This is a genomic window from Asanoa ferruginea (genome assembly GCF_003387075.1).
Classification (GTDB): domain Bacteria; phylum Actinomycetota; class Actinomycetes; order Mycobacteriales; family Micromonosporaceae; genus Asanoa; species Asanoa ferruginea.
On sequence record NZ_QUMQ01000001.1, the window covers coordinates 5811883 to 5831690 of the forward strand.

Consider the following 19808-nt stretch of genomic DNA (forward strand, 5'->3'; position numbering starts at 1 on the left):
TCGCAACCAACACACGACCTGACATGGGCCTGTGCGCGTTGTGAAGGCTAGCCGTCGGCGGCGGAGACACGGAAGGTGACGTGACCCACCGCGACACGCCGACACATCATCTGGTGTTGGTGTTTCGCAGTGGCACCCATATATGGTGTCTCTCGCAGCTGGTTCGCCCCGCAAGGGTCGAGGCAACAGGGAACCCGGTGTGAAACCGGGACTGCCCCGCAGCGGTGAGTGGGAACGACCGCCGTCAACGAAGCACTGGGCCCGGGCCTGGGAAGCGACGGTCAGTAGGAAGCGCCGGCAACGCCGCCGGTGACGCCCGCGAGTCCGAAGACCTGCCAGCGCGCCGCACGCCAACCGCGTGTGGCGGTCGAAGGCCGCGTGGGACGGTCGACGCCGAAGGCTGGCCCGGACAGGGCCGGCGGCGTCTCCCTGCGCGTCCGACGACCATCTGGGCGTGAGGAGGGGGACCGATGACGGTCACGCAGGAAAAGACGGCCGTGCCGGAGCAGCGCCGGCACGTGATGCAGGTGCGCAAGCGCAACGGCGATCTGGAAGCGGTCGACGTCAACAAGATCGTCAGAGCCGTCGAGCGCTGGGTGGGCGACCTCGACGAGGTTGACCCGATGCGGGTGGCGACCAAGACGATCAGCGGGCTCTACGACGGTGCCACCACCGCCGAGCTCGACAAGCTGTCGATCCAGACCGCCGCCGAGCTGATCGGCGAGGAGCCGCAGTATTCGCGGCTGGCCGCGCGGTTGCTGGCCGCCTATGTGGACAAAGAGGTGCGCGGCCAGGGTGTCGCGAGCTTCAGCCAGTCGATCCGCTACGCCTTTGACCAGGGGCTGATCGGCGACGAGACCGCCGCGTTCGTCGCCGCCAACGCGCGCAAGCTGGACGACGCCGTCGACCCGGCCGGTGACCAGCGCTTCGAATACTTCGGCCTGCGTACGGTCGCCGACCGCTATCTGCTCCGCCACCCGCAGACCCGCCTCAATGTCGAGACCCCGCAGTATTGGCTGCTGCGCGTCGCGTGTGGCCTGTCCACCACGCCGGCCGAGGCGATCGGGTTCTACCGCCTGATGTCGAGCCTGGCCTACCTGCCCAGCTCGCCGACACTGTTCAACTCGGGCACCCGGCACACCCAGATGTCGTCGTGCTTCCTGGTCGACTCGCCGCGCGACGAGCTCGACTCCATCTACGAGCGCTACCACCAGGTGGCGAAGCTCTCGAAGTTTTCCGGCGGGATCGGCATTTCGTGGAGCAGGGTGCGCGGCCGGGGCGCGCTGATCCGGGGCACCAACGGCAAGTCCAACGGGATCGTGCCGTTCCTGAAGACCCTCGACGCCGGCGTCGCCGCGGTCAACCAGGGCGGCCGGCGCAAGGGCGCCGCGTGCGTCTACCTCGAGCCGTGGCACCCCGACGTCGAGGAGTTCCTGGAGCTGCGCGACAACACCGGTGAGGACTCCCGGCGTACGCACAACCTCAACCTCGCCAACTGGATCCCCGACGAGTTCATGCGCCGCGTCGAGGCCGACGAGGACTGGTCGCTGATCGACCCATCCGACGCGCCGGAGCTGCCCGACCTGTTCGGCGAGGCGTTCGACGACGCCTACCGGGCCGCCGAGAAGAAGGCCGTCAAGACGGTCAAGGCCCGCGACCTCTACGGCCGGATGATGCGCACGCTCGCGCAGACCGGCAACGGCTGGATCACCTTCAAGGACCGGTCGAACGAGCTGTCCAATCAGACCGGCGCGCCGGGCAACAGCATCCACCTGTCCAACCTGTGCACCGAGATCCTCGAGGTCAACTCCGACGAGGAGACCGCGGTCTGCAACCTCGGCTCGATCAACGTGGGCGCCCACCTCGACGCCGATGGGATCGACTGGGAGCGGCTGCGCGCCACGGTCCGCACCGCGGTGGTGTTCCTCGACCGGGTCATCGACATCAACTACTACCCGTCGGCGCAGGCGGCGGCGTCGAACCCGCGCTGGCGTCCGGTCGGCCTCGGGCTGATGGGCCTGCAGGACGTGTTCTTCGCGCGGCGGCTGCCGTTCGACTCCGACGCGGCCAAGGAGCTGTCGACCCGGATCCAGGAGGAGATCCTGCTGACCGCGCTGGAGACCTCCGCCGGCCTGGCCGAGGAGTTCGGCGCGCACCCGGCCTTCGCGGAGACCCGCGCGGCGCAGGGCGACCTGCACCCGGACCTGTGGGGCGCGACGCCCACCCAGACCGAGCGGTGGGCGGCCTTGAAAACGCGGATCGCGGCGAACGGCTTGCGCAACTCGCTGCTGGTCGCGATCGCGCCGACGGCCACCATCGCGTCGATCGCCGGCTGCTACGAGTGCATCGAGCCGCAGGTGTCCAACCTCTTCAAGCGCGAGACCATTTCCGGCGAGTTCATGCAGATCAACACCTATCTGGTACGTGAACTGAAGGCGCTCGGCCTGTGGACCGCACCGATCCGCGAGCGGATCAAGCGCGCCGAAGGCTCGGTGCAGGACATCGCCGAACTGCCGGCCGACGTCCGCGACCTGTTCCGCACCGCGTGGGAGTTGCCGCAGCGGGCGCTGATCGACCTGGCCGCCGCCCGGGCGCCCTTCATCGACCAGTCGCAGTCGCTCAACCTGTTCCTGAGCGCGCCGACCATCGGCAAGCTCTCCTCGATGTATCTCTACGCCTGGAAAGCCGGGCTGAAGACCACCTATTACCTCCGGTCGCGCCCCGCGACCCGGATTCAGCAGGCCACCGTGGCGATCACGACGCTGCCGACCGTCGTCACCGATGCCGAGGCGTTGGCCTGCTCCCTGGAAAACCCCGAAAGCTGCGAGGCCTGCCAGTGACTCTGCTCGACCCCGGTATGGATCTGACCCTGCGACCCATGCGCTACCCGGCGTTCTTCGACCGCTTCAGGGACGCCATCAAGAACACCTGGACGGTTGAAGAGGTCGACCTGCACACCGACCTCGCCGACCTGGCCAAGCTGTCACCGGCCGAGCGGCACCTGGTCTCGCGGCTGGTCGCCTTCTTCGCGACCGGTGACACGATCGTGGCCAACAACCTGGTGCTCAACCTCTACCAGCACGTCAACTCGCCCGAAGGGCGGCTCTACCTGTCGCGGCAGCTCTTCGAAGAAGCCGTACACGTGCAGTTTTATCTCAATCTGCTGGACACCTATGTGCCCGACGAGCAGGAGCGGTTCGAAGCGTTCGCCGCGGTGGAGAACATTCCGTCGATCCGGCGCAAGGCGGAGTTCTGTTTCCAGTGGATCGACTCGGTCTTCGCGTTGCGCGAGCTGAAGACCCGCGACGACCGCCGGGCGTTCCTGCTCAACCTGATCTGCTTCGCCGCCTGCATCGAGGGGCTGTTCTTCTACGGCGCTTTCGCGTACGTGTATTTCCTGCGCTCACGCGGGTTGCTGCACGGGCTGGCGTCGGGCACCAACTGGGTGTTCCGCGACGAGTCGATGCACATGGCGTTCGCGTTCGACGTGGTCGACGTCGTGCGCGCCGAGGAGCCGGACCTCTTCGACGACGAGATGGCCGCGTCGGTGCGGCGGATGCTGGCCGAGGCGGTCGACTGCGAGGCGCAGTTCGCCGAGGATCTGCTGGGCGGGGGAGTGCCCGGCCTGTCCGCCACCGACATGCGCACCTATCTCGAGCACGTGGCCGACCGGCGGCTGGCCCAGCTCGGCCTGCCCGAGCTCTACGGCGCGAAGAATCCGTTCGACTTCATGGCGTTGCAGGACGTGCAGGAGCTGTCGAACTTCTTCGAGCGCAAGGTTTCGGCCTATCAGGTCGGGGTGACCGGCTCGGTCACCTTCGACGACGATTTCTAGTCGATCGGTTCGTTCTTGACCCTGCTGACGAGTGGGAGCGTGGCTTCGACGACGCGGTCCCACTCGTGGCAGGTGCCGGCGTCGAAGGTGGCGTCGCCGGTCGGGTGCCGGCGCTGCCGGGCGAAGACGCCGCTGCCGTAGTGGGTGCCGACCAGCAGGGTGGTCCGCTCCTCGCGCAGCGGGTCGTCGGCGGCGAGCGGGATGCCGCGCACCCGGCCGCCGGGGCTGAACGGCACGCCGTGGCCGATCAGGAAGACCTCGATGCCGCGGCTGGTCAGGAACGCGTAGGTGATCGGGCTGTCGGGGGCCAGGAAGCGCAGGTCGCCGATGTTGACGACCAGAATCGCCGGCCCAGTGGCGCGCGCCGCCTGTTCCTCGATGCCGGCCAACATCGCTTGGAGTTGGCTCGCGCTGGTCCGGTCCACCGGTTCGATCAGCGCGAGCACGTCGTAGGGCGTCGCCCGGGCGACCGGCCGCGGGCCCACCCGGGCGAGCGGCTGGTCCGACGGGCGGATGTCGCGCGGCAGCGGTCCCGGCCGGCCGAACAGCCAACCCTGCGCGTACGTCGCGCCGAGCGAGCGCGCCACGTCGACGTGCTCGGGTCGCTCGACGCCCTCGGCCACGATCTGCGCACCGCGCCGGCGCGCGTCGTCGAGGACGGCGTTGACCACGTGCGAGTCGGGTGAGGTGCTCTGGATGATCGACCGGTCCAGCTTGATCACGTCGGGGTTGATCAGCGGCATCGCGGCCAGGCTGGCCGGGTCGACGCCGATGTCGTCGAGCGCGATCCGGGCGGTCTTGCGGCGGGCGTCGCCCACGGCGTCGAGCAACCCGGCGGGCCGGCGGGTGACGGCCTTCTCGGTGATCTCTATGACGACGTTGTTGTCGGCCATCAGCTCGGCGTACGCCGGAGCGACTCCGTCGGTTTCGTTGGTGAGGGTGTCCGGGTTGAGGTTGACGAACAGCGCCAGCCCGGGCATCGCCGCTTCGCGGAACGCCTCGGTCGCCGCCGTCGCGCACAGCTCGTCGAACTCGGCCGACCGGCCCGCTTCGGCGGCGGCCTCGAACAGCGCGGCCGGGGTGCGCAGCCGACCCTCGGGCCCGCGGGCGAACGCCTCGTAACCGACCGGTCGCTGGTCGACGAGGGAGACCACCGGCTGAAACTCCGGCTCGATCAGGTGCTCCCGCATGATGTCGTCGAACTCTTCGTCGGGTGGCAGCTCAACCTCGAAGCCCATACCTTCGAGCCTGCTCGGCACGGTCGCCGGATAGCCACCGAATCGACCGAACCGAATCCTCTGATATCGCGATCAAACGCTAAGGAGGCGACATTTCGGTCGGGGCTCGCCGGAAATGCCGGCGATACTCGCGCGGGCTCATGCCGGTCTGGGCGCGGAACCGGCGGTTGAAGTGGGACAGGTTGGGATAGCCGCTGGCGACCGCGATCGCGCTGACCGCCGCGTCCGACTCGAGCAGCCGCCGCGCCGCCTCGGCCAACCGCACGTCGTTGACGTAGTCGGTGAACGTGCGGCCGACCTGCCGCCGGAAGAACCGGCTGAACGCGTCGGGCGTCATCGCGACCAACTCGGCGGCCCGGCCGACCGAGACCTCGTCGGCGTAGTCGCGGCGGATCATCCCGATCACCCGGTCGAGCCGGCCCCGGGCGGTGGCGTCGACCCCGGTCACCAGCGACCGGGTCGCGAGGGTCTCGGCGGGCTGCTCGGCCAGCGACACCAGGATGTCGAGCAGCGCGAGGGTGCGCCGGGCGGGTCGCAGGCCGGCGATCGCCACCATCGCGCCGGCCGCGGCCTCGGCGCCCGCGCCGCTGAAAGCCAGCCCGTGCCGTGCGGCGGCGAGCATCCGGGCCGTGCCGTGGAACTCGGGGCGCTCGAAGAACGCGTCGTGCTGGAACTGGAGGGTCACCGCCTCGTGCCAGCCGGCCGCCGCCGACTCCCAGGTGTGCGGCGTGTCGCCGCCGACCAGCACGAGGTCGCCCGGGCCGTAGTCGGCGACCCGGTCACCCACATACCGGCGGCCTTCGCCGGCCACGATCAGGGTGAGCTCGTACTCCGGGTGGTAGTGCCAGTCGAAGCCGAAGCGGGGCTCCGCGCGGACGCCGAGGTGCCACGACTGTGTCGGCGACGACGGGATCCGTTCCAGGGACGGACGCATACGCTGCCGGCCGCCTTTCTCTGCGATGCGACCTGGGTCGGTCGGCAGAGTACCGGCACCGGCCGCCCCAGTCGTGGCGCGGCGCAGCCCGCGACGCCGACACTGGTCGGCAACCGCTGATGGGAGGCTTCGATGACCACCGCCGCCACCGAACTCGACCGGCCCTACGCCGTGGCCCCGTCCGACGTCGAGCGCTACGCCGCCGACGGCTACGTCAAGCTGCGCGGCGTCCTCGACGCCGGTGTGGTCGCGCGCTACGAGCCGGAGATTACCGAGCAGGTCATCCGGCTCAACACCCAGCATCTGCCACAGTCCGAACGCGACACCTACAGCCGGGCCTTCCTCCAGGTGACCAACCTGTGGCAGCAGAGCGAGAAGGTGCGCGAGTTCGTCTTCTCCCGCCGGCTCGCCGGGATCGCCGCCCAGTTGCTCGGTGTGCCGTCGGTGCGGCTCTACCACGACCAGGCGCTCTACAAGGAGGCCGGCGGCGGGTTCACGCCCTGGCACGTCGACCAGCACTACTGGCCGCTGTCCACCGACCGCACGATCACCGTCTGGGTGCCGTTGCAGGACACCCCGGCCGAACTCGGCCCGCTGACGTTCGCCGCGGGCAGCCACCGGTCTGGCTACGGCCGCGAGTTGGAGATCAGCGACGAGTCGGAGGCCCGGCTCGACGAGTTCGTGACGTCGTCGGGCTTCCTGGTCGACGACGCGCCGTTCGCCGTCGGTGACGTCAGCTTCCACTCCGGCTGGACCATCCACCGCGCGCCGGCCAACGGCAGCGAAACGCCGCGCCGGGTGATGACCGTCATCTACATGGACGCCGCGATCGAGATCGCCCAGCCGATCAACCGCTACCAGGAGGCCGACCTGGCGTCGTGGCTCGGCAGTCGCCCGGTCGGCGGTGTCGCCGACGGTCCGCTCAACCCGGTGCTCTTCTAGCGGAGCCAGCGGCGGGCCGCGTCGGCGCAGTCGTCCGGGCTGCTGTTGAACGCGATCGCCGCGTCCGGCTGGTGTTGCCGCACCAGGTTGACGACCCGCTCGAACAGCGGCAGCAACGGCTCGTGGTCGCGGATGCCACCCCCGATCACCACGCAGGCGTACGTCCGGCCGGTCAAGGCGGCCGCGATCGCACCCTCGGCCGTGTCGTCGGGTGTCACCAGGCAGTAGTCGGCCTCGATGCCCTGCTCGTCGAACCGCGTCCGGCCCCGGGCGATGGCCGCCTGCACCGGGGCCGGGTCCCAGCCGTCGATAGTGGCCGGATCGAGGCCGATCACCAGTACCCGTTGCTCTGTCACAAATGCGAACGTACGCCCTCGACACCGGCGGACGAACACACCATCATGATCGGGTGGCGGATCATGCGTACGACGTCATCGTGGTTGGCGCGCGCTGTGCGGGCTCGCCGCTCGCGCTGTTGCTGGCCCGCCAGGGCCACCGGGTGCTGTTGGTCGACCGGGCGACGTTCCCCAGCGACACGGTGTCCACCCACGTCATCCACCCGCCGGGCGCGGCCGCCCTGGCCCGCTGGGGGTTGCTCGACCAGGTGGTGGCCACCGGCTGCCCGCCGGTCGGCCGCTACTCGTTCGACTTCGGCCCGATCGCGCTGGCCGGTGCGCCGGGCAGCGCCGAGTCGCCCTACGCCTACGCACCGCGCCGCACCCTGCTCGACAAGATCCTGGTCGACGCGGCCGCGGCCGCCGGCGCCGAGGTCCGCGAAGGCTTCACCGTCGAAGAGGTGCTGGTCGCCGACGGCCGGGTGACCGGGATCCGCGGGCGCGACGACAGCGGAGCCGCCGTCGAAGAGCGGGCCCGCGTGGTGGTCGGCGCCGACGGTCGCAACTCGGTGGTCGCCAAGACGGTGCAGCCGGCCGTCTACGAGGAGCAGGCGCCGCTGACGGTCGGCTACTACTCCTACTGGAGCGGCCTGCCGACCGACACGTTCGAGGCCTACAGCCGGCCCGGCCGCGGCTGGGCGGTGTGCCCGACCAACGACGGCCTGACGCTGGTGATCGGCGGCTGGCCGCACGCCGAACTCGCCGAGCACCGCAACGATGTCGAGGCCACCCTGCTGGCCATGTTCGACACCTCGCCGGCGTTCGCCGAGCGGATCCGATCCGCCAAGCGCGAGGAGCGGCTGGTCGGCACGTCGGTGCCCAACTACTTCCGGACTCCCTACGGCCCCGGCTGGGCGCTGGTCGGTGACGCGGGTTACAGCAGGGACTTCATCACCGCCCAGGGCATCACGGACGCGTTCCTCGACGCCGAGGCCTGCGCGAGGGCGCTCGACACGGCCCTTGCCGGCGCGGCGCCCTACGCCGAGGCGCTGGCCGGATATCAGACAGGCCGGGACGCCCGGGCGATGCCGGTCTACCAGATGACGTTGCAGATCGCTTCGCTGCGACCACCGGACCCGCAGATGATCCAACTCGTCTCCGCCATGGCCGGAAATCAGGACGCGATGGACGCATTCGCCCGGCTCAACTCCGGGGTGACGTCGCCGACCGAGTTCTTCGCGCCAGACAACATCGGCGGAATCCTCAGCAATCGGTAGGTGAAAAGGGGGGCCGGACTGACAGATGCGGCGCCGGGCTGAATACTGCCCAGGTGACGAGCACGGTGACCGGGGAGAAGCCGGCTGATCTGACGCCGGGCGACCACCCCACCCCTCGCCTCGGCGACTGGTCCTACCGGATCCTCCTGGCCCTGCTGCTGGGCACCGGGATCGCCGGTGTCACCCGCGTGTGGTGGGCGGGCATGGGGATGTGGAAGGACGAGGCCGGCATTGCCAACAACCTGCTTCGTTCTTACACCCAGCTGACCGCGCACCTCACCTACGACCAGGTGGCGCCGGTCGGTTGGCTCTGGCTGGAGAAGACGCTGCTCGAGCAGATCGGGTCCGACGACCGGGTGCTCCGCGTGCCGGCCTACCTCGGCACGCTCACGGTGTTCTGCCTGGGCACCTGGATCGCGCGGCGGGCGATCGGCCGGGCCGGTGCGGTCGTGGTCGCGGCCCTGCTCGTGCTGTCGCCGATGCTGTGGGTCTACGCCGCCGAGGTCAAGCAATACGCCTGGGAAGCCGGCATCGCGCTGTGCCTGCTCGTCCTGGCCGCCTGGGCACACGAAGCCCTGCGGTGGACCGGAATCCAGGCCGCCATCCGCGGCTGGTGGCGGCCCGTGCTCTGGGTGGCGGTCACCGCCGTGGCGGTGTGCGTCTCGTTCAGCGCGATCCTCGTGGTGGCCGCGATCACCGTGGCCCTGGCGGGCCTACACCTGCTGCGCCGGGCCCGGGCCGACGCCGGCTGGCTGGCCCTGCTCTCCGCCCCGGCCGGTGTCGCCGCGGCGTATCTGGTCTACCGCCGCCACCAGTACTCGTTCTACCCCCACCAGACCGATTACTTCATCGGCGGCACCGCTCCGGCGGGCGCGGGCCCGGGGGAGTTCCTCCGGTGGTTCCCATTCATGTGGGGCAAGTTCGTCACGGCCCCGATGAGCTGGCAACTGCCGGCCCTGGTCCTGGTCTTCATGCTGGTCGGCGTGGTCGCCCTGTGGCGACGCGACCGGCTGTGGTCGGCGTTGCTCGTCATGGTCTTCCTGGCGGGCGTCGGCGGCGGCGCCGTCCGCGGCTTTCCGGTGGTGGCGCGCCCCGCGATGTATCTGATCGCCCCGGCGGTGCTGCTGGTCGTGGCCGGGCTCGACGGGCTCGTCCGGGCGAGCGTCGCGCTGTTCCGCCGGCGCCGCGCGCTCGTGGCCACCGTGACCTCGCTCGTGCTCCTCACCGGTGTCGCGGCGATCGCCCGCCCGGGCGCCGAACTCGTGCCGCAGGAGTTCGCCCACCCGCTCGGCAAGGACGGCCTGGCGGCCGGGCTGGCCGACATCGCCCCGCTGATCCAGCCGGGCGACAAGGTGCTCGTCTACTACTTCGGCAACGCCGTGACGACCTGGTATAAGCCGTTGCTCGGCATCGATACCGGCGTCTACCACGTGCGGGTGTGCCAGGTGGACAAGCCCGACGCCAAGGAGCGGCAGCTCTACGACCTGATCGGCGATGCCAAGCGGGTGTTCTACCTGCAGGGCCAGCTCAGCAACGTCAGCCCGAAGGACCAGTTCGAGATCAGCATGCGGGCCCTCGGCGCGATGGGCACGGTCAAGGAGCGGCACGAAAGCCCGAACGACCGCATCGGCCCCCACTCGTGGGCCCTCGTCGAGCTGCACCAGGTCCCACCGGTCCCGCGCCCCACGCGCACCGGCGACCCCTGCCTGGAGATCTACTGATCGTCTAAAGAGGAAAGGCCAACGATGATCACCTAAGTGTTCACGTTGGCCTTTCCTGCTGATCACTGCTCCGAGCCCCGCAGTTTCACCCCGCTGGCACAGACTCAGGCGCTGTCCGAACTCCATCGAGCTGGAGCGCTGTCCTCGTGCCCCTCCGCGGCCGTCTGATCGGCCTGACGTGTGCCCTCGCCTGCGCTGCCGCCGTGTTCGGCGGGTCCACACCGGCCAGCGCGCATCCGTTCGGTGACCCGCAGACCGTGGCGATCGCCGCCGACCCGGCCCGACCCGACGTCGTGCGGGTGCGCTGGAAGGTCGGCGGGCTCGACGACCTGACCGTGCTCGGCGTCGCGCTCGGTGTGCTGCCGCAGGACCGGGTGCTGCTCGACGGCGCCGTGTTCTACGAGGACTCCGACGCGGCCGCGATCGGTCCGTCGCCGGCCTTCGCGGCCTATCTGCTCAAGCAGGTCACCGTCACCAGCGACGGGCAGGAGTGCACCGGCACCGTCGCGCCGCCCGACGACCTGGCCCGGGCCGGCGCCTCGATCGACTACACCTGCCCGGCGGCGGTCGGGGTGGCCACCGTGGCCGTCCGGACGCTCACCGATCTGAACCCCGCCTACCGCACGCTGGCCGCCGGTCCCGGCGGGGCCCGCGCGGTCTACACCTCCGACGCGTCGTCGCACGACTGGACGCTCAGCGCCGGGAGCGCGGGCACCGGCCGCAGCGCCACCCTCCAGATCGGCGCCGTCGTCGCCGCGCTGCTGGTGCTCGCTGCTGCCGTGTTCCTGCTGGTACGTCGATCCAACTCACCGCATAAAGAGAGGCCTTCATGACGCGCCGAGTACGTGCGCTGGCACTGGCCCTGGTGGTCGTCGCCGCCAGCACGGTCGTGCCGAACCCAGCCGGTGCCGCGGAGGCACCGCCGGTCGTCGGCGGTGCACCGACCCTCAACCTCCGTGACGGCCAGGCGCTCGACGGCACCGTGACCGTCAAGGCCGAGCCCAGCGCCGAGAACGACTCGGTCGCGAAGATCACGGTCGACGACGAGAAGGTCGACGCGGACACCACCGCCGGCACCGCGCACTTCGCGTTCGACATGGGTGGCAACGGCACCGAGGCCCGCTACCACAACTACCTCACCGTCAACGGTCACACGGCCGAGGCCGAGAAGGTCTACTTCCCCGACATCCCCGGCGGCAACTCGGGCGTGCTCGACTTCCCCGGCGAGTGGCTGAAGTCCGGCGCCAACACGATCACCGTGCAGGCCGGCGCCAACTGGGTCGACACCACCAACACCGCCGCGGTCGGCTACGAGCAACTGCCCAACGGCGAGGGCGGCCGCTGCCCCAACTTCGACGACTTCCCGCTGAGCAACATCGGCCTGAGCCTGCTCGGCGTCGTGATCGACGGCGAGGCCAACCTGTTCAGCTACAGCTTCGGCGACGGCACCTGCGGCAGTTCGACGCCGCGACTGACCCAGACGCTGACCTTCGTGCTGTCGGGCGAGCCGGGCAACACGTCCGGGCTCAGCTTCGAGCTCGACACCCGGTCGCTGTCGAACGGCAGCCACACCGTCAAGGCCGTCACCGCCTCCGGCGCCACGACCAGCGTGCCGGTCACCGTGAACAACCCGCCCGCCGGCTCCGCCAAGGTCACGCCGGTCGAGGGCGCACTGGTCCGGCGGACCCAGCCGATCATCGCGGCCGCACCGCTCGACGGTGACACCGGCGTCGACGCGATCGCCGTCGACGGTGACCCGGCCCAGAACGCGGCGACCCTCGCCTCCGGCATCTCGACGTTCAGCTTCACCGTCGCGGCCGGCAACTCGATCGAGGCCCGCTACCAGAACTACCTGATGGTCAACGGCAACCGCGTCGACCTCGGCGGCGACTATGGCGCCACGGCGGCCGAAGCGGTCTCCATCAAGCTGCCGAACAGCTACCTGCGCCCCGGCGACAACCTCATCCAGGTCGTCACCGGCGACTACAACTCGGGCAGCGGCGCCACCCTGTGCGCCAACCACGACGACTTCAAGATCACCCGGAGCACGGTCGGCCTCGCGGTCAGCACCGGGACGGCGACGCTCGACAGCGTGTCCTATGTGACCGGTGGCACCCGCACGGTGACCGCCGACGCCACGCTCGCGCTCGGCGACGGCACCTGCGGCGCCAACAAGGACGCCGAGTTCGCGTTCACCATCGCGGGCGCGCAGGCCGCCCGCACGATCGCGACGCTCGGCAGTGGCAAGGACGCCAAGCTGCGCCTGTTCATCGGCGGCAACGGCACCGACGGCGGCTACCAGAACCAGGTGCTGATCAACGGCATCCCGCTCAACATGGGCATCTGGGAGAAGGAGACCGCCGAGCTGTCGTTCCCCAACGAGTGGCTCGTGCCGGGCGTCAACGTGCTCGACTTCGTGGCCGGCATCAACCCGACGACGATCGCGGCGGACTGCCCGACCGGCAACTTCGACGACTTCACGATGCGCGACTTCGAGTTGCTGCCGGCCGGTGGCACCGCGAAGCCGCTGAGCCGGTCGCTCGCACAGACGACCGTGACGATCGGATCCTCGTCCTACCCGGCGGGCTCGCAGGTCACCACGTTCATCGGCGACGGCACCTGCGGCAGCACCTACAACAGCGTGCTGCGCAAGGAGATCCTCTTCGAGGTCGACAGCACCGCCAAGGGCCTGCGCGCCGACGTCGACACCACCACGCTCGCCGACGGGCCGCACACGGTCACCGCGAAAAGCGGCGACCGCAACGCGACCCGGACGTTCACCGTCGACAACGCGGCGCCGGTCGTGGAGAGCAGCGTGCCCGCCGAGGGCCAGCGGCTGACCGCGACGGTCGCGCTGGACATCAGGGTCAAGGACGCGACCGGCGTCGCGGGTACGCCGGCCATCACGCTCGACGGCAAGGCGGTCAAGCAGGGCGACCAGATCGGTCACGGCCTGCCGGCCGGCGCGCACACGCTGACCGTCACCGCCACCGACACGCTCGGCAACACCGCCGCCCGTGAGGTGCACTTCAGCAGCGCCAGCATCCCGGACGTGCCGACCGGTCTCGACGCGGCCGTCACCGGCACCAACGCACCGTCGGCCACGCTCTCGGCGAAGGTGCCCGGCGAAGACGGCGTGCCGCTCACCGCGACCTTCACCAAGGCCGACGTCGTCGCACCGTCCGCGGGCTACCAGGGCATCGCGGCCGCGGTGCCGACCACCTTGGACGTGCAGCACGGGCCGGGCGTCGAGCTCGACTCGCTGCGCCCGCTGGACGGCCGCACGATCGACACCTCGTCGAGCCGCGACGTGGTTTTCCAGCGCTACGACGTGCCGCTCACCGCGGCGCAGAAGACCCCGACGCTGCGCTGGGAAGGCACCATCGACCCGGCCCGCGTCGTCGCGCTGCGGGTCTGGGACCCGGCGCGCAAGAAGTGGGACGTGCTGACCAGCGCCCGCGGCACCTCGGGCCAGAACACCGTGCTCACCGCGCTGCTGACCGACGCTTACCGCGACGGCGGCGCCGTGCACGTGCTGGTCACCGGCGAGGACCCGTTCGCCGACGACCTGTCGCCGCACGACTCCTCGGCGCAGAACGACAAGGACCGCTTCGAGGACCCTTCGTCGTACGACTTCGCGCTCGCCCATTTCACCGACACCCAGTATCTGAGTGAGGGTGCGGCCGGCGGCACGAACAACGACTTCGACGGCAAGCAGGAGCCCTCCGACGTGCAGGCCGCCGAGGAGCAGGCCATCTTCGCGGCCGCCTACCGCGACCAGACACAGTGGATCGCGGACAACGCGGCCGGCCGGAAGATCGCCTACACCGCGCACACCGGCGACGTGATCGAGAACGACTACTACGACCCGCTGGCCAGGAATGCGGACGGCTCGCTGCTGCGGCCCGGCCTCAACGAGCAGGTCGACAAGGAGTTCGCGCTCGCCTCGGGCTACCAGAAGGTGCTCGACGACCGCGGCGTGGTCAACCAGGTCATCGCCGGCAACCACGACAACCAGCTCGGCGCCGAGACCGGCCCGAACTCGCGGTTCAGCCGGACCTTCGGCGCCGACCGCTACTACCAGGTCGCGGACGCGTGGCCGGCGGGCACCGAATACCACGCCTGGGACGAGGTGACCAACGCCGACGGCAGCGTCACCCCGGGCAAGGACAACCAGAACAACTACGTGCTGTTCTCGGCCGGTGGGCTCGACTTCGTCGCGGTCGGCCTGTCCTACGGCGTCACGCCCGACGAGGCCAAGTGGGCCGACTCGGTGTTCAAGCGCTACAAGGACCGCAACGGCATTCTGCTCTCGCACGACTACCTGCGCCCGTCGAGCAACCCCGACGGCCGCGACGCGGGCTTCTCCGCACCGGACGGCTCGCCGCTCTACAAGCTGGTGGTGGAGAACAACTCCAACGTGTTCCTGGTGCTCGCCGGCCACGAGCACGGCGTCGGCACCAACCTGAAGTCGAAGGTCGGCGTCACGGTCTCGCACGACGTGGTCGAGCTGCTGGCCGACTACCAGTTCTACACCGTGGCGGCCGGCGAGCTCTGGCCCAACCTGGTCGACGCCGCCGGCAACATCGACCTCAACGGCGACGGCACGATCGACCACAAGGCCAGCGACCGCCTCCAGTTCGGCGCCAGCTTCCTGCGGCTGCTCCAGTTCAACGTCGACCGGGCCGAGATGCACATCGACACCTACTCGCCGCTGCTCGACAACTTCGGCGCCACCGAATATGACATCCGCCAGGACGGCAGCCAGCCGAAGCCGCGTTACAACGGCTCGGAGGACAACCTCACCCTGCCGGTCGACCTGACCACCCGGAAGACCTCGTTCAGCACCGACTCGCTCGCCGCGTACGTGCCGGCCGGGGTGATCGGCACCGACGAGCTCACCGCCAACGGCACCGCCACGGTCAACTGGACGGGCCTGCGGCCGGGCACGTCGTACGGCTGGATCGTGGCGGCGCAGACCGCCGACGGCGGCATGGCCGTGGCCCAGCCCGCGGTCTTCCGCACCGGCAAGGGCGTCGCGACGATGACCGCCACCTCGACCCCGGTCGACTGGGGCAAGGCGGCGAAGGTGACCGTCAAGGTCGACGCCGCACCGGCCCCCGTCGCCGGCACGGTCACCCTGCGCGAGGGCGACCTGGTCCGCGGCACGGCGACCCTGGCCGCCGGGACGGCGACCTTCACCCTGCCGGTCGGCCTGGCCGGTGGAACGCACACGCTGACGGCCTCGTACGCCGGAAGCGATGTTCTCGATCCGGCCACCGCGACGGTCACGGTGACCGTCAACCTGCCGGCGGCGTGGGTCGCGTCGAAGGTCTACAACAGCGGTGACCGGGTGGCCTACCAGGGCAAGGTCTTCGTCGCCTCCTGGTATGCGCAGAACAACAAGCCCGGCGATCCGACCGGCCCGTGGCAGGAACTGGCCATGACCGAGGCGGGCGCCACGATCTGGACGCCGTCACGGATCTTCAACGGCGGCGACCTGGTGACGCACGACGGCCGGCAGTGGCGGGCCCGCTGGTATACCCGCAACCAGCAGCCGGGCGACCCGAACGGCCCGTGGGAGGAGCTCGTGCCGCCGCCGGCCGACGGCAGCCCGGCGGCCTGGGCCGCCAGCACCATCTACAACGCCGGCGATCGGGTGACCTATCAGGGCAAGCGCTACGAGGCCAAGTGGTACACCCGCAACCAGGCACCGGGTGACCCCAACGGCCCCTGGAAGAAGATCAACTAGGTGGATGTTGGGCGGTCGAGGTGTCCACCTCGACCGCCCAACCACCGGGCAGGCTCAACCGGCCGGCGCGGGCCCCGGCGACCCACCCGCGCAGGTCGGCCGTCGTCTGTCGCACCGTCCGCCCGGTGGTGTCGACCACCGTCACGATCCAGCGCGGGTCATCGCCCGCCCAGCCGCTCCACCGCTGCCACCGCATCGCCGGCCAGCCGCCCGTGGTGATCGCCTCCGGAACATGCCGGGGGTCGGCCGCGTGCCCGCGATGCCACGCCGCCCAGCCGATGAACGACCGCGTCCGGTCGGGCGGCCACTTGCCCGGGTCGCGGCGGTCGAGCCGGCGCAGCCGTTCGTCGTCGGCGACGTCGAGCAGGCAGGCCGCGATGCCGTCGAGGTCGACCGCCGACGGGCAGGCCAGCACCTCACCGAGCGGCGACTGCCCGGTCAACAAGACGTCCAGGCCGGACTCCTGATAGCCCAGCGCCCGCCGCACCCAGTGCTCCATGCTCCGCTGCCGCCACTCGCGGTCCGCATCGCTCGGCACACCGATCTCGTCGAAGTCGTGCACCACCAGGCCGGGCAGCCCGGCACACGCGCGCGCCGCGGTGGTCTTGCCCGAGCAACTGGATCCGGAGATCGTCAACAGCACCCGACCAGTGTGGCGGCCTAGATGCGGTCGAGGCCGGTCAATTTCGCCGAGAGCTCCCAGAGGCGGGCCGCATCCGGGCCGTCGGTGGGAATGCCCTCGGTGACCGCGCAGTCCACGCAGTAGGCGCCGCCGTGCCCGTCGAGGTCGCTGGAGGTGGCGGCCCAGACCTGGGTCGCGGCGCCCTGCTCGGCCGTCCGGAACAGGCCCGGAGCCGACACCCCGGCCGCGTCGATCCAGCCGGCCGCGACCATCTCCTCGATCGCGAGGTGCCGTTGCAGGGGTGTCCGGATCCAGCCGGGGTTGACCGAGAACGCGTTCACGCCGTGCGGCCGGCCGAGCAGGTCGAGGTGCCGGGCGAAGAGGATGTTCGCGAGCTTCGACTGGGCGTACGCCGCCCATTTGTCGTATCCGTCCGCGAAGTGCACGTCGTCCCACCGGATGCCGGTGTCCGGGTTGCGGCCGGAGGCGACCGCGACGACCCGGGCCGTTCCGGCGGCGGTGAGCACCGGCCAGAGCAGGTTGGCCAGCGCGTAGTGACCGAGATGGTTGACCGCGAACTGGGCCTCCCAACCCGGTCCGACCCGGGTCTGCGCGCAGGCCATGATCCCGGCGTTCGCGATCAGGATGTCGAGGGCGGGGTGGCGGTCCCGGAACCGCTCGGCGAAGGCCCGAACCGAGGCGAGGTCGGCGAGGTCCAGTTCGTCGACCTCAACGCCGGGCATATCGGCCAGGGCCTGCCGCGCGAGGTCCGGACGGCGCGCCGGGACCACGACCCGGGCTCCGGCGTCGCGCAGCGCGCGGGTCGTCGCGAGACCGACACCGGAGTAGCCACCGGTGACGACGGCCGTCCGGCCCGACAGGTCGATGCCGGCGAGCACCTGCGCGGCAGTGGGGTGCGTCATGCCGATCGACGGTAGGTGCTAGAGCGAGGTCTAGGTCAACACGGTAAATTTCGTTCATGGCATGTCGTATTGGTGAGCTCGTGCTCGGTTGCCGCGACCCTGAGCTGCTGGCGCGGTTCTGGTGCGAGGTCCTCGACTTCGTCGTGCTCGATCGCGGAGACGGCTACGTGGAGGTCGGGCCGCGCGAAGGGTGGGGCGGTTCGCAGCCGACCCTCTTCTTCAGCCGCCGCGACGAGCCGGAGCCAGGAAAAACCCGGCTGCACATCGACGTCAACGCCACCGACCGCGACCAGGCCGCCGAGCTCGAACGCCTGCTGGCGCTCGGTGCGCGCCCGGCCGACATCGGCCAGAGCGGTGCGGAGTCGTGGCACGTGCTGGCCGATCCCGAGGGCAATGTGTTCTGCCTCCTCAAGGACCGGATCAAGCCGATCTGAAAACGGTCACGCTCCACTTGGGAACGTTGACGTAGACCCGGCCGTCGGGCTGGGTCGACGGCTCGTGGAAGGCGTTGCCCGCGCCGTCCCAGCCGCCGAAGGCCGCGTCCTGGGTGCACAGCACCTGGGTCCACCGACCGTCGCGGCCGCCGGTCGACACGCCATAGCCGTGGTCGCCGAAGCTGCGGTCGCCGAGGTTGACGACGACCAGGACGGCGTTGTCGCCGCTCGCGCGCACGAAGCCGAGCACCTGGTTGTCGTGGTCTTCGTGGGTGACGGCCAGATCATCGGCCCGCAGGGCGGGATTCGCCCAGCGGGCGGCGTTGGCGGCGCCCACGAGCCGGCGCATCTGCGTGCCGAGCGGATCGCCGGCAATGGTCCAGTCGAAGCGGTGGTCACCGCGGCCGTCGACGCCGTCGTGCCAATAGCCGTCGGCCACGTGCGGCGCGGCCTGGAGGCACTCCGTGCCCATGAAGAGCATCGGCGTGCCCGGCATCGTGACGTTCAACGCCCAGGCCAGCCGGCACTTGGCCCGCGCCGTCCAGTCGTCGCGGCCGCCGAGTTGGTCGATCAGGTAGCGGTGCCGCCGGTCCCAGTCTTCCGGGCCGCCCTCCGCATGGCCCTCCTGCTGGTCGCCCACGTCGTCGTGCGAGCCGAGCAGGTATTTCACCAGGTTCCACGCGTGGTCGTAGCCGTCCCAGCCCAGGATGTCGCGGATCCGCCGGACCGGATCCTGGCCGGCCAGCGCCCGCTGGGCCTCGTGATGCGCGTCGGCACACCAGGTCGCGCCGAACCGGCCCGCCTTGATGATCCACGGATCGTCGGGCAGGTGCTCGGCGATGAGGTGCTTGTCGGGGAACTCGTCGCGCAGGCGGCCGACGACGCCGCTCAGGTGCTGGCCGTTGATCTGGGTGGTCGCGTCGAACCGGAGCCCGTCGGCCCGGTATTCCTCGAAATACATCCGGGCGTTCTGCTGGAAGTAGTCCTGGACCTCCTGCTTCCACCAGGCCGGCCCCTGACCCCACGGTGTCTGCTGCCCGCCTTCGACGTAGATGCCGCCCTGCTCGCGGTAGCCGTCGAAGTCCCAGAGGACGTTGTCGCTCGCGCCGAAGTGGTTGTAGACCACGTCGAAGACGACCGCGAGCCCGGCCCGGTGCGCGGCGTCGACGAAGTGGCGCAGGTCGGCGGGGGAGCCGTAGGACGACTCGGGAGCGAAGAAGCTGGCCGGGTTGTAGCCCCACGAGCGGTCCATCGCGTACTCCTGGACCGGAAGGGGTTGAACGCAGTTGAAGCCCATCTCCCGCAGGTAGCCGAACTTGCTCTCGACCTGCGCGAAGGTCGCCCACCCGGTGCCGTGCTCGTCACCGCGGCCGGCGAAGGTGCCGACGTGTAGCTGGTAGATGATCAGGTTCTCGAATCGCGGCGTCTCGAAGGGCGCCCATTCAAAGTCCTTTATAGACGGTTGTACGACGGACGCGTTGCGACTGCTCGGATCGTCTCTGGTGAGCTCCGAGCTGAGCACGTCACGGGCCGCGGGATCCAGCCGGTGCAGCACCGTGCCGTCGGCCGTCGTGAGGCGGAACCGGTAGAGGTGGCCGGGACTGACGCCGGCGACCGTCGCGCTCCAGTAGCCGTCGTCGGGCGCCAGCGCCTGCGTGGTCACCGGCTGGGCGCTGTCCCAGCCGTCTCCGGCCTGCAGCACGACCGACACCTCGGCGGCGTGCGGCGCCCACACCCGGAAGAACGCGCCGGCCGGGGTGAGCCAACAGCCGATCCGGTCCGCGACGTCCATCCT

At 70.3% G+C, this 19808-nt stretch carries 14 protein-coding genes and 1 riboswitch; of the genes, 8 read left to right on the forward strand and 6 right to left on the reverse strand.

Annotated elements, in window-relative coordinates; genetic code table 11:
* Positions 1-142: 142 nt before the first annotated feature.
* Positions 143-354, forward strand: a riboswitch (cobalamin riboswitch).
* Positions 355-470: 116 nt separating this feature from the next.
* Together DFJ67_RS27235 and DFJ67_RS27240 are read left to right on the forward strand one after the other, a co-directional pair.
* The gene (locus DFJ67_RS27235; RefSeq protein WP_116070633.1) at positions 471-2840 is read left to right on the forward strand and encodes a ribonucleoside-diphosphate reductase subunit alpha; all 2370 of its coding nucleotides are present in this window, start codon (positions 471-473) and stop codon (positions 2838-2840) included.
* Positions 2841-2857: 17 nt separating this feature from the next.
* Positions 2858-3835, forward strand: coding sequence for a ribonucleotide-diphosphate reductase subunit beta (locus tag DFJ67_RS27240; protein ID WP_116070634.1), 978 nt, complete (start codon positions 2858-2860; stop codon positions 3833-3835).
* On the opposite strand, the gene DFJ67_RS27245 is transcribed toward DFJ67_RS27240, so the two are convergent.
* Complete coding sequence (locus DFJ67_RS27245; RefSeq protein ID WP_116070635.1) at positions 3832-5073, reverse strand: EAL domain-containing protein; 1242 nt, start codon at positions 5071-5073, stop codon at positions 3832-3834. The genes DFJ67_RS27240 and DFJ67_RS27245 overlap by 4 nt on opposite strands.
* Positions 5074-5152: 79 nt before the next feature.
* Complete coding sequence (locus DFJ67_RS27250; RefSeq protein ID WP_116070636.1) at positions 5153-6007, reverse strand: AraC family transcriptional regulator; 855 nt, start codon at positions 6005-6007, stop codon at positions 5153-5155.
* A gap of 132 nt (positions 6008-6139) precedes the next feature.
* On the opposite strand from DFJ67_RS27250, the gene DFJ67_RS27255 reads away from it, so the two are divergent.
* Positions 6140-6949 carry a phytanoyl-CoA dioxygenase family protein gene (locus DFJ67_RS27255; protein WP_116070637.1) on the forward strand — a complete coding sequence of 270 codons (810 nt, stop codon included), beginning with the start codon at positions 6140-6142 and terminating at the stop codon, positions 6947-6949.
* Here the strand turns inward: DFJ67_RS27255 and DFJ67_RS27260 are convergent.
* Entirely contained in the window at positions 6946-7305 is a 360-nt protein-coding gene (locus DFJ67_RS27260) for a hypothetical protein (RefSeq protein ID WP_116070638.1), read from the reverse strand. The two genes, DFJ67_RS27255 and DFJ67_RS27260, sit on opposite strands and share 4 nt — an antisense overlap.
* 53 nt (positions 7306-7358) lie before the next feature.
* On the opposite strand from DFJ67_RS27260, the gene DFJ67_RS27265 reads away from it, so the two are divergent.
* From DFJ67_RS27265 to DFJ67_RS27280, 4 genes are all read left to right on the forward strand, one after another.
* Positions 7359-8561: an NAD(P)/FAD-dependent oxidoreductase gene (locus DFJ67_RS27265; RefSeq protein WP_116070639.1), complete on the forward strand. Its 1203-nt coding sequence runs from the start codon at positions 7359-7361 to the stop codon at positions 8559-8561.
* Positions 8562-8614: 53 nt separating this feature from the next.
* Complete coding sequence (locus tag DFJ67_RS27270) at positions 8615-10282, forward strand: hypothetical protein (protein ID WP_116070640.1); 1668 nt, start codon at positions 8615-8617, stop codon at positions 10280-10282.
* Positions 10283-10428: 146 nt separating this feature from the next.
* Positions 10429-11115 carry a hypothetical protein gene (locus DFJ67_RS42895; RefSeq protein WP_170216000.1) on the forward strand — a complete coding sequence of 229 codons (687 nt, stop codon included), beginning with the start codon at positions 10429-10431 and terminating at the stop codon, positions 11113-11115.
* On the forward strand, positions 11112-16034 hold the full coding sequence (locus DFJ67_RS27280; RefSeq protein ID WP_116070641.1) for a carbohydrate-binding protein: 4923 nt from the start codon (positions 11112-11114) through the stop codon (positions 16032-16034). Before DFJ67_RS42895 ends, DFJ67_RS27280 begins: the two co-directional genes overlap by 4 nt.
* Here DFJ67_RS27280 and DFJ67_RS27285 read toward each other — a convergent pair.
* Positions 16027-16677, reverse strand: a complete 651-nt coding sequence (locus DFJ67_RS27285; protein ID WP_116070642.1) for a hypothetical protein — start codon at positions 16675-16677, stop codon at positions 16027-16029. The two genes, DFJ67_RS27280 and DFJ67_RS27285, sit on opposite strands and share 8 nt — an antisense overlap.
* A gap of 17 nt (positions 16678-16694) precedes the next feature.
* Complete coding sequence (locus DFJ67_RS27290; RefSeq protein ID WP_116070643.1) at positions 16695-17579, reverse strand: SDR family NAD(P)-dependent oxidoreductase; 885 nt, start codon at positions 17577-17579, stop codon at positions 16695-16697.
* 56 nt (positions 17580-17635) lie between these two features.
* Between DFJ67_RS27290 and DFJ67_RS27295 the strand changes: the two genes are divergently transcribed.
* The gene (locus tag DFJ67_RS27295; protein ID WP_116070644.1) at positions 17636-18013 is read left to right on the forward strand and encodes a VOC family protein; all 378 of its coding nucleotides are present in this window, start codon (positions 17636-17638) and stop codon (positions 18011-18013) included.
* On the opposite strand, the gene DFJ67_RS27300 is transcribed toward DFJ67_RS27295, so the two are convergent.
* Complete coding sequence (locus DFJ67_RS27300; protein ID WP_116070645.1) at positions 18000-19805, reverse strand: alpha-amylase family glycosyl hydrolase; 1806 nt, start codon at positions 19803-19805, stop codon at positions 18000-18002. The two genes, DFJ67_RS27295 and DFJ67_RS27300, sit on opposite strands and share 14 nt — an antisense overlap.
* Between the last annotated feature and the right edge of the window lie 3 nt (positions 19806-19808).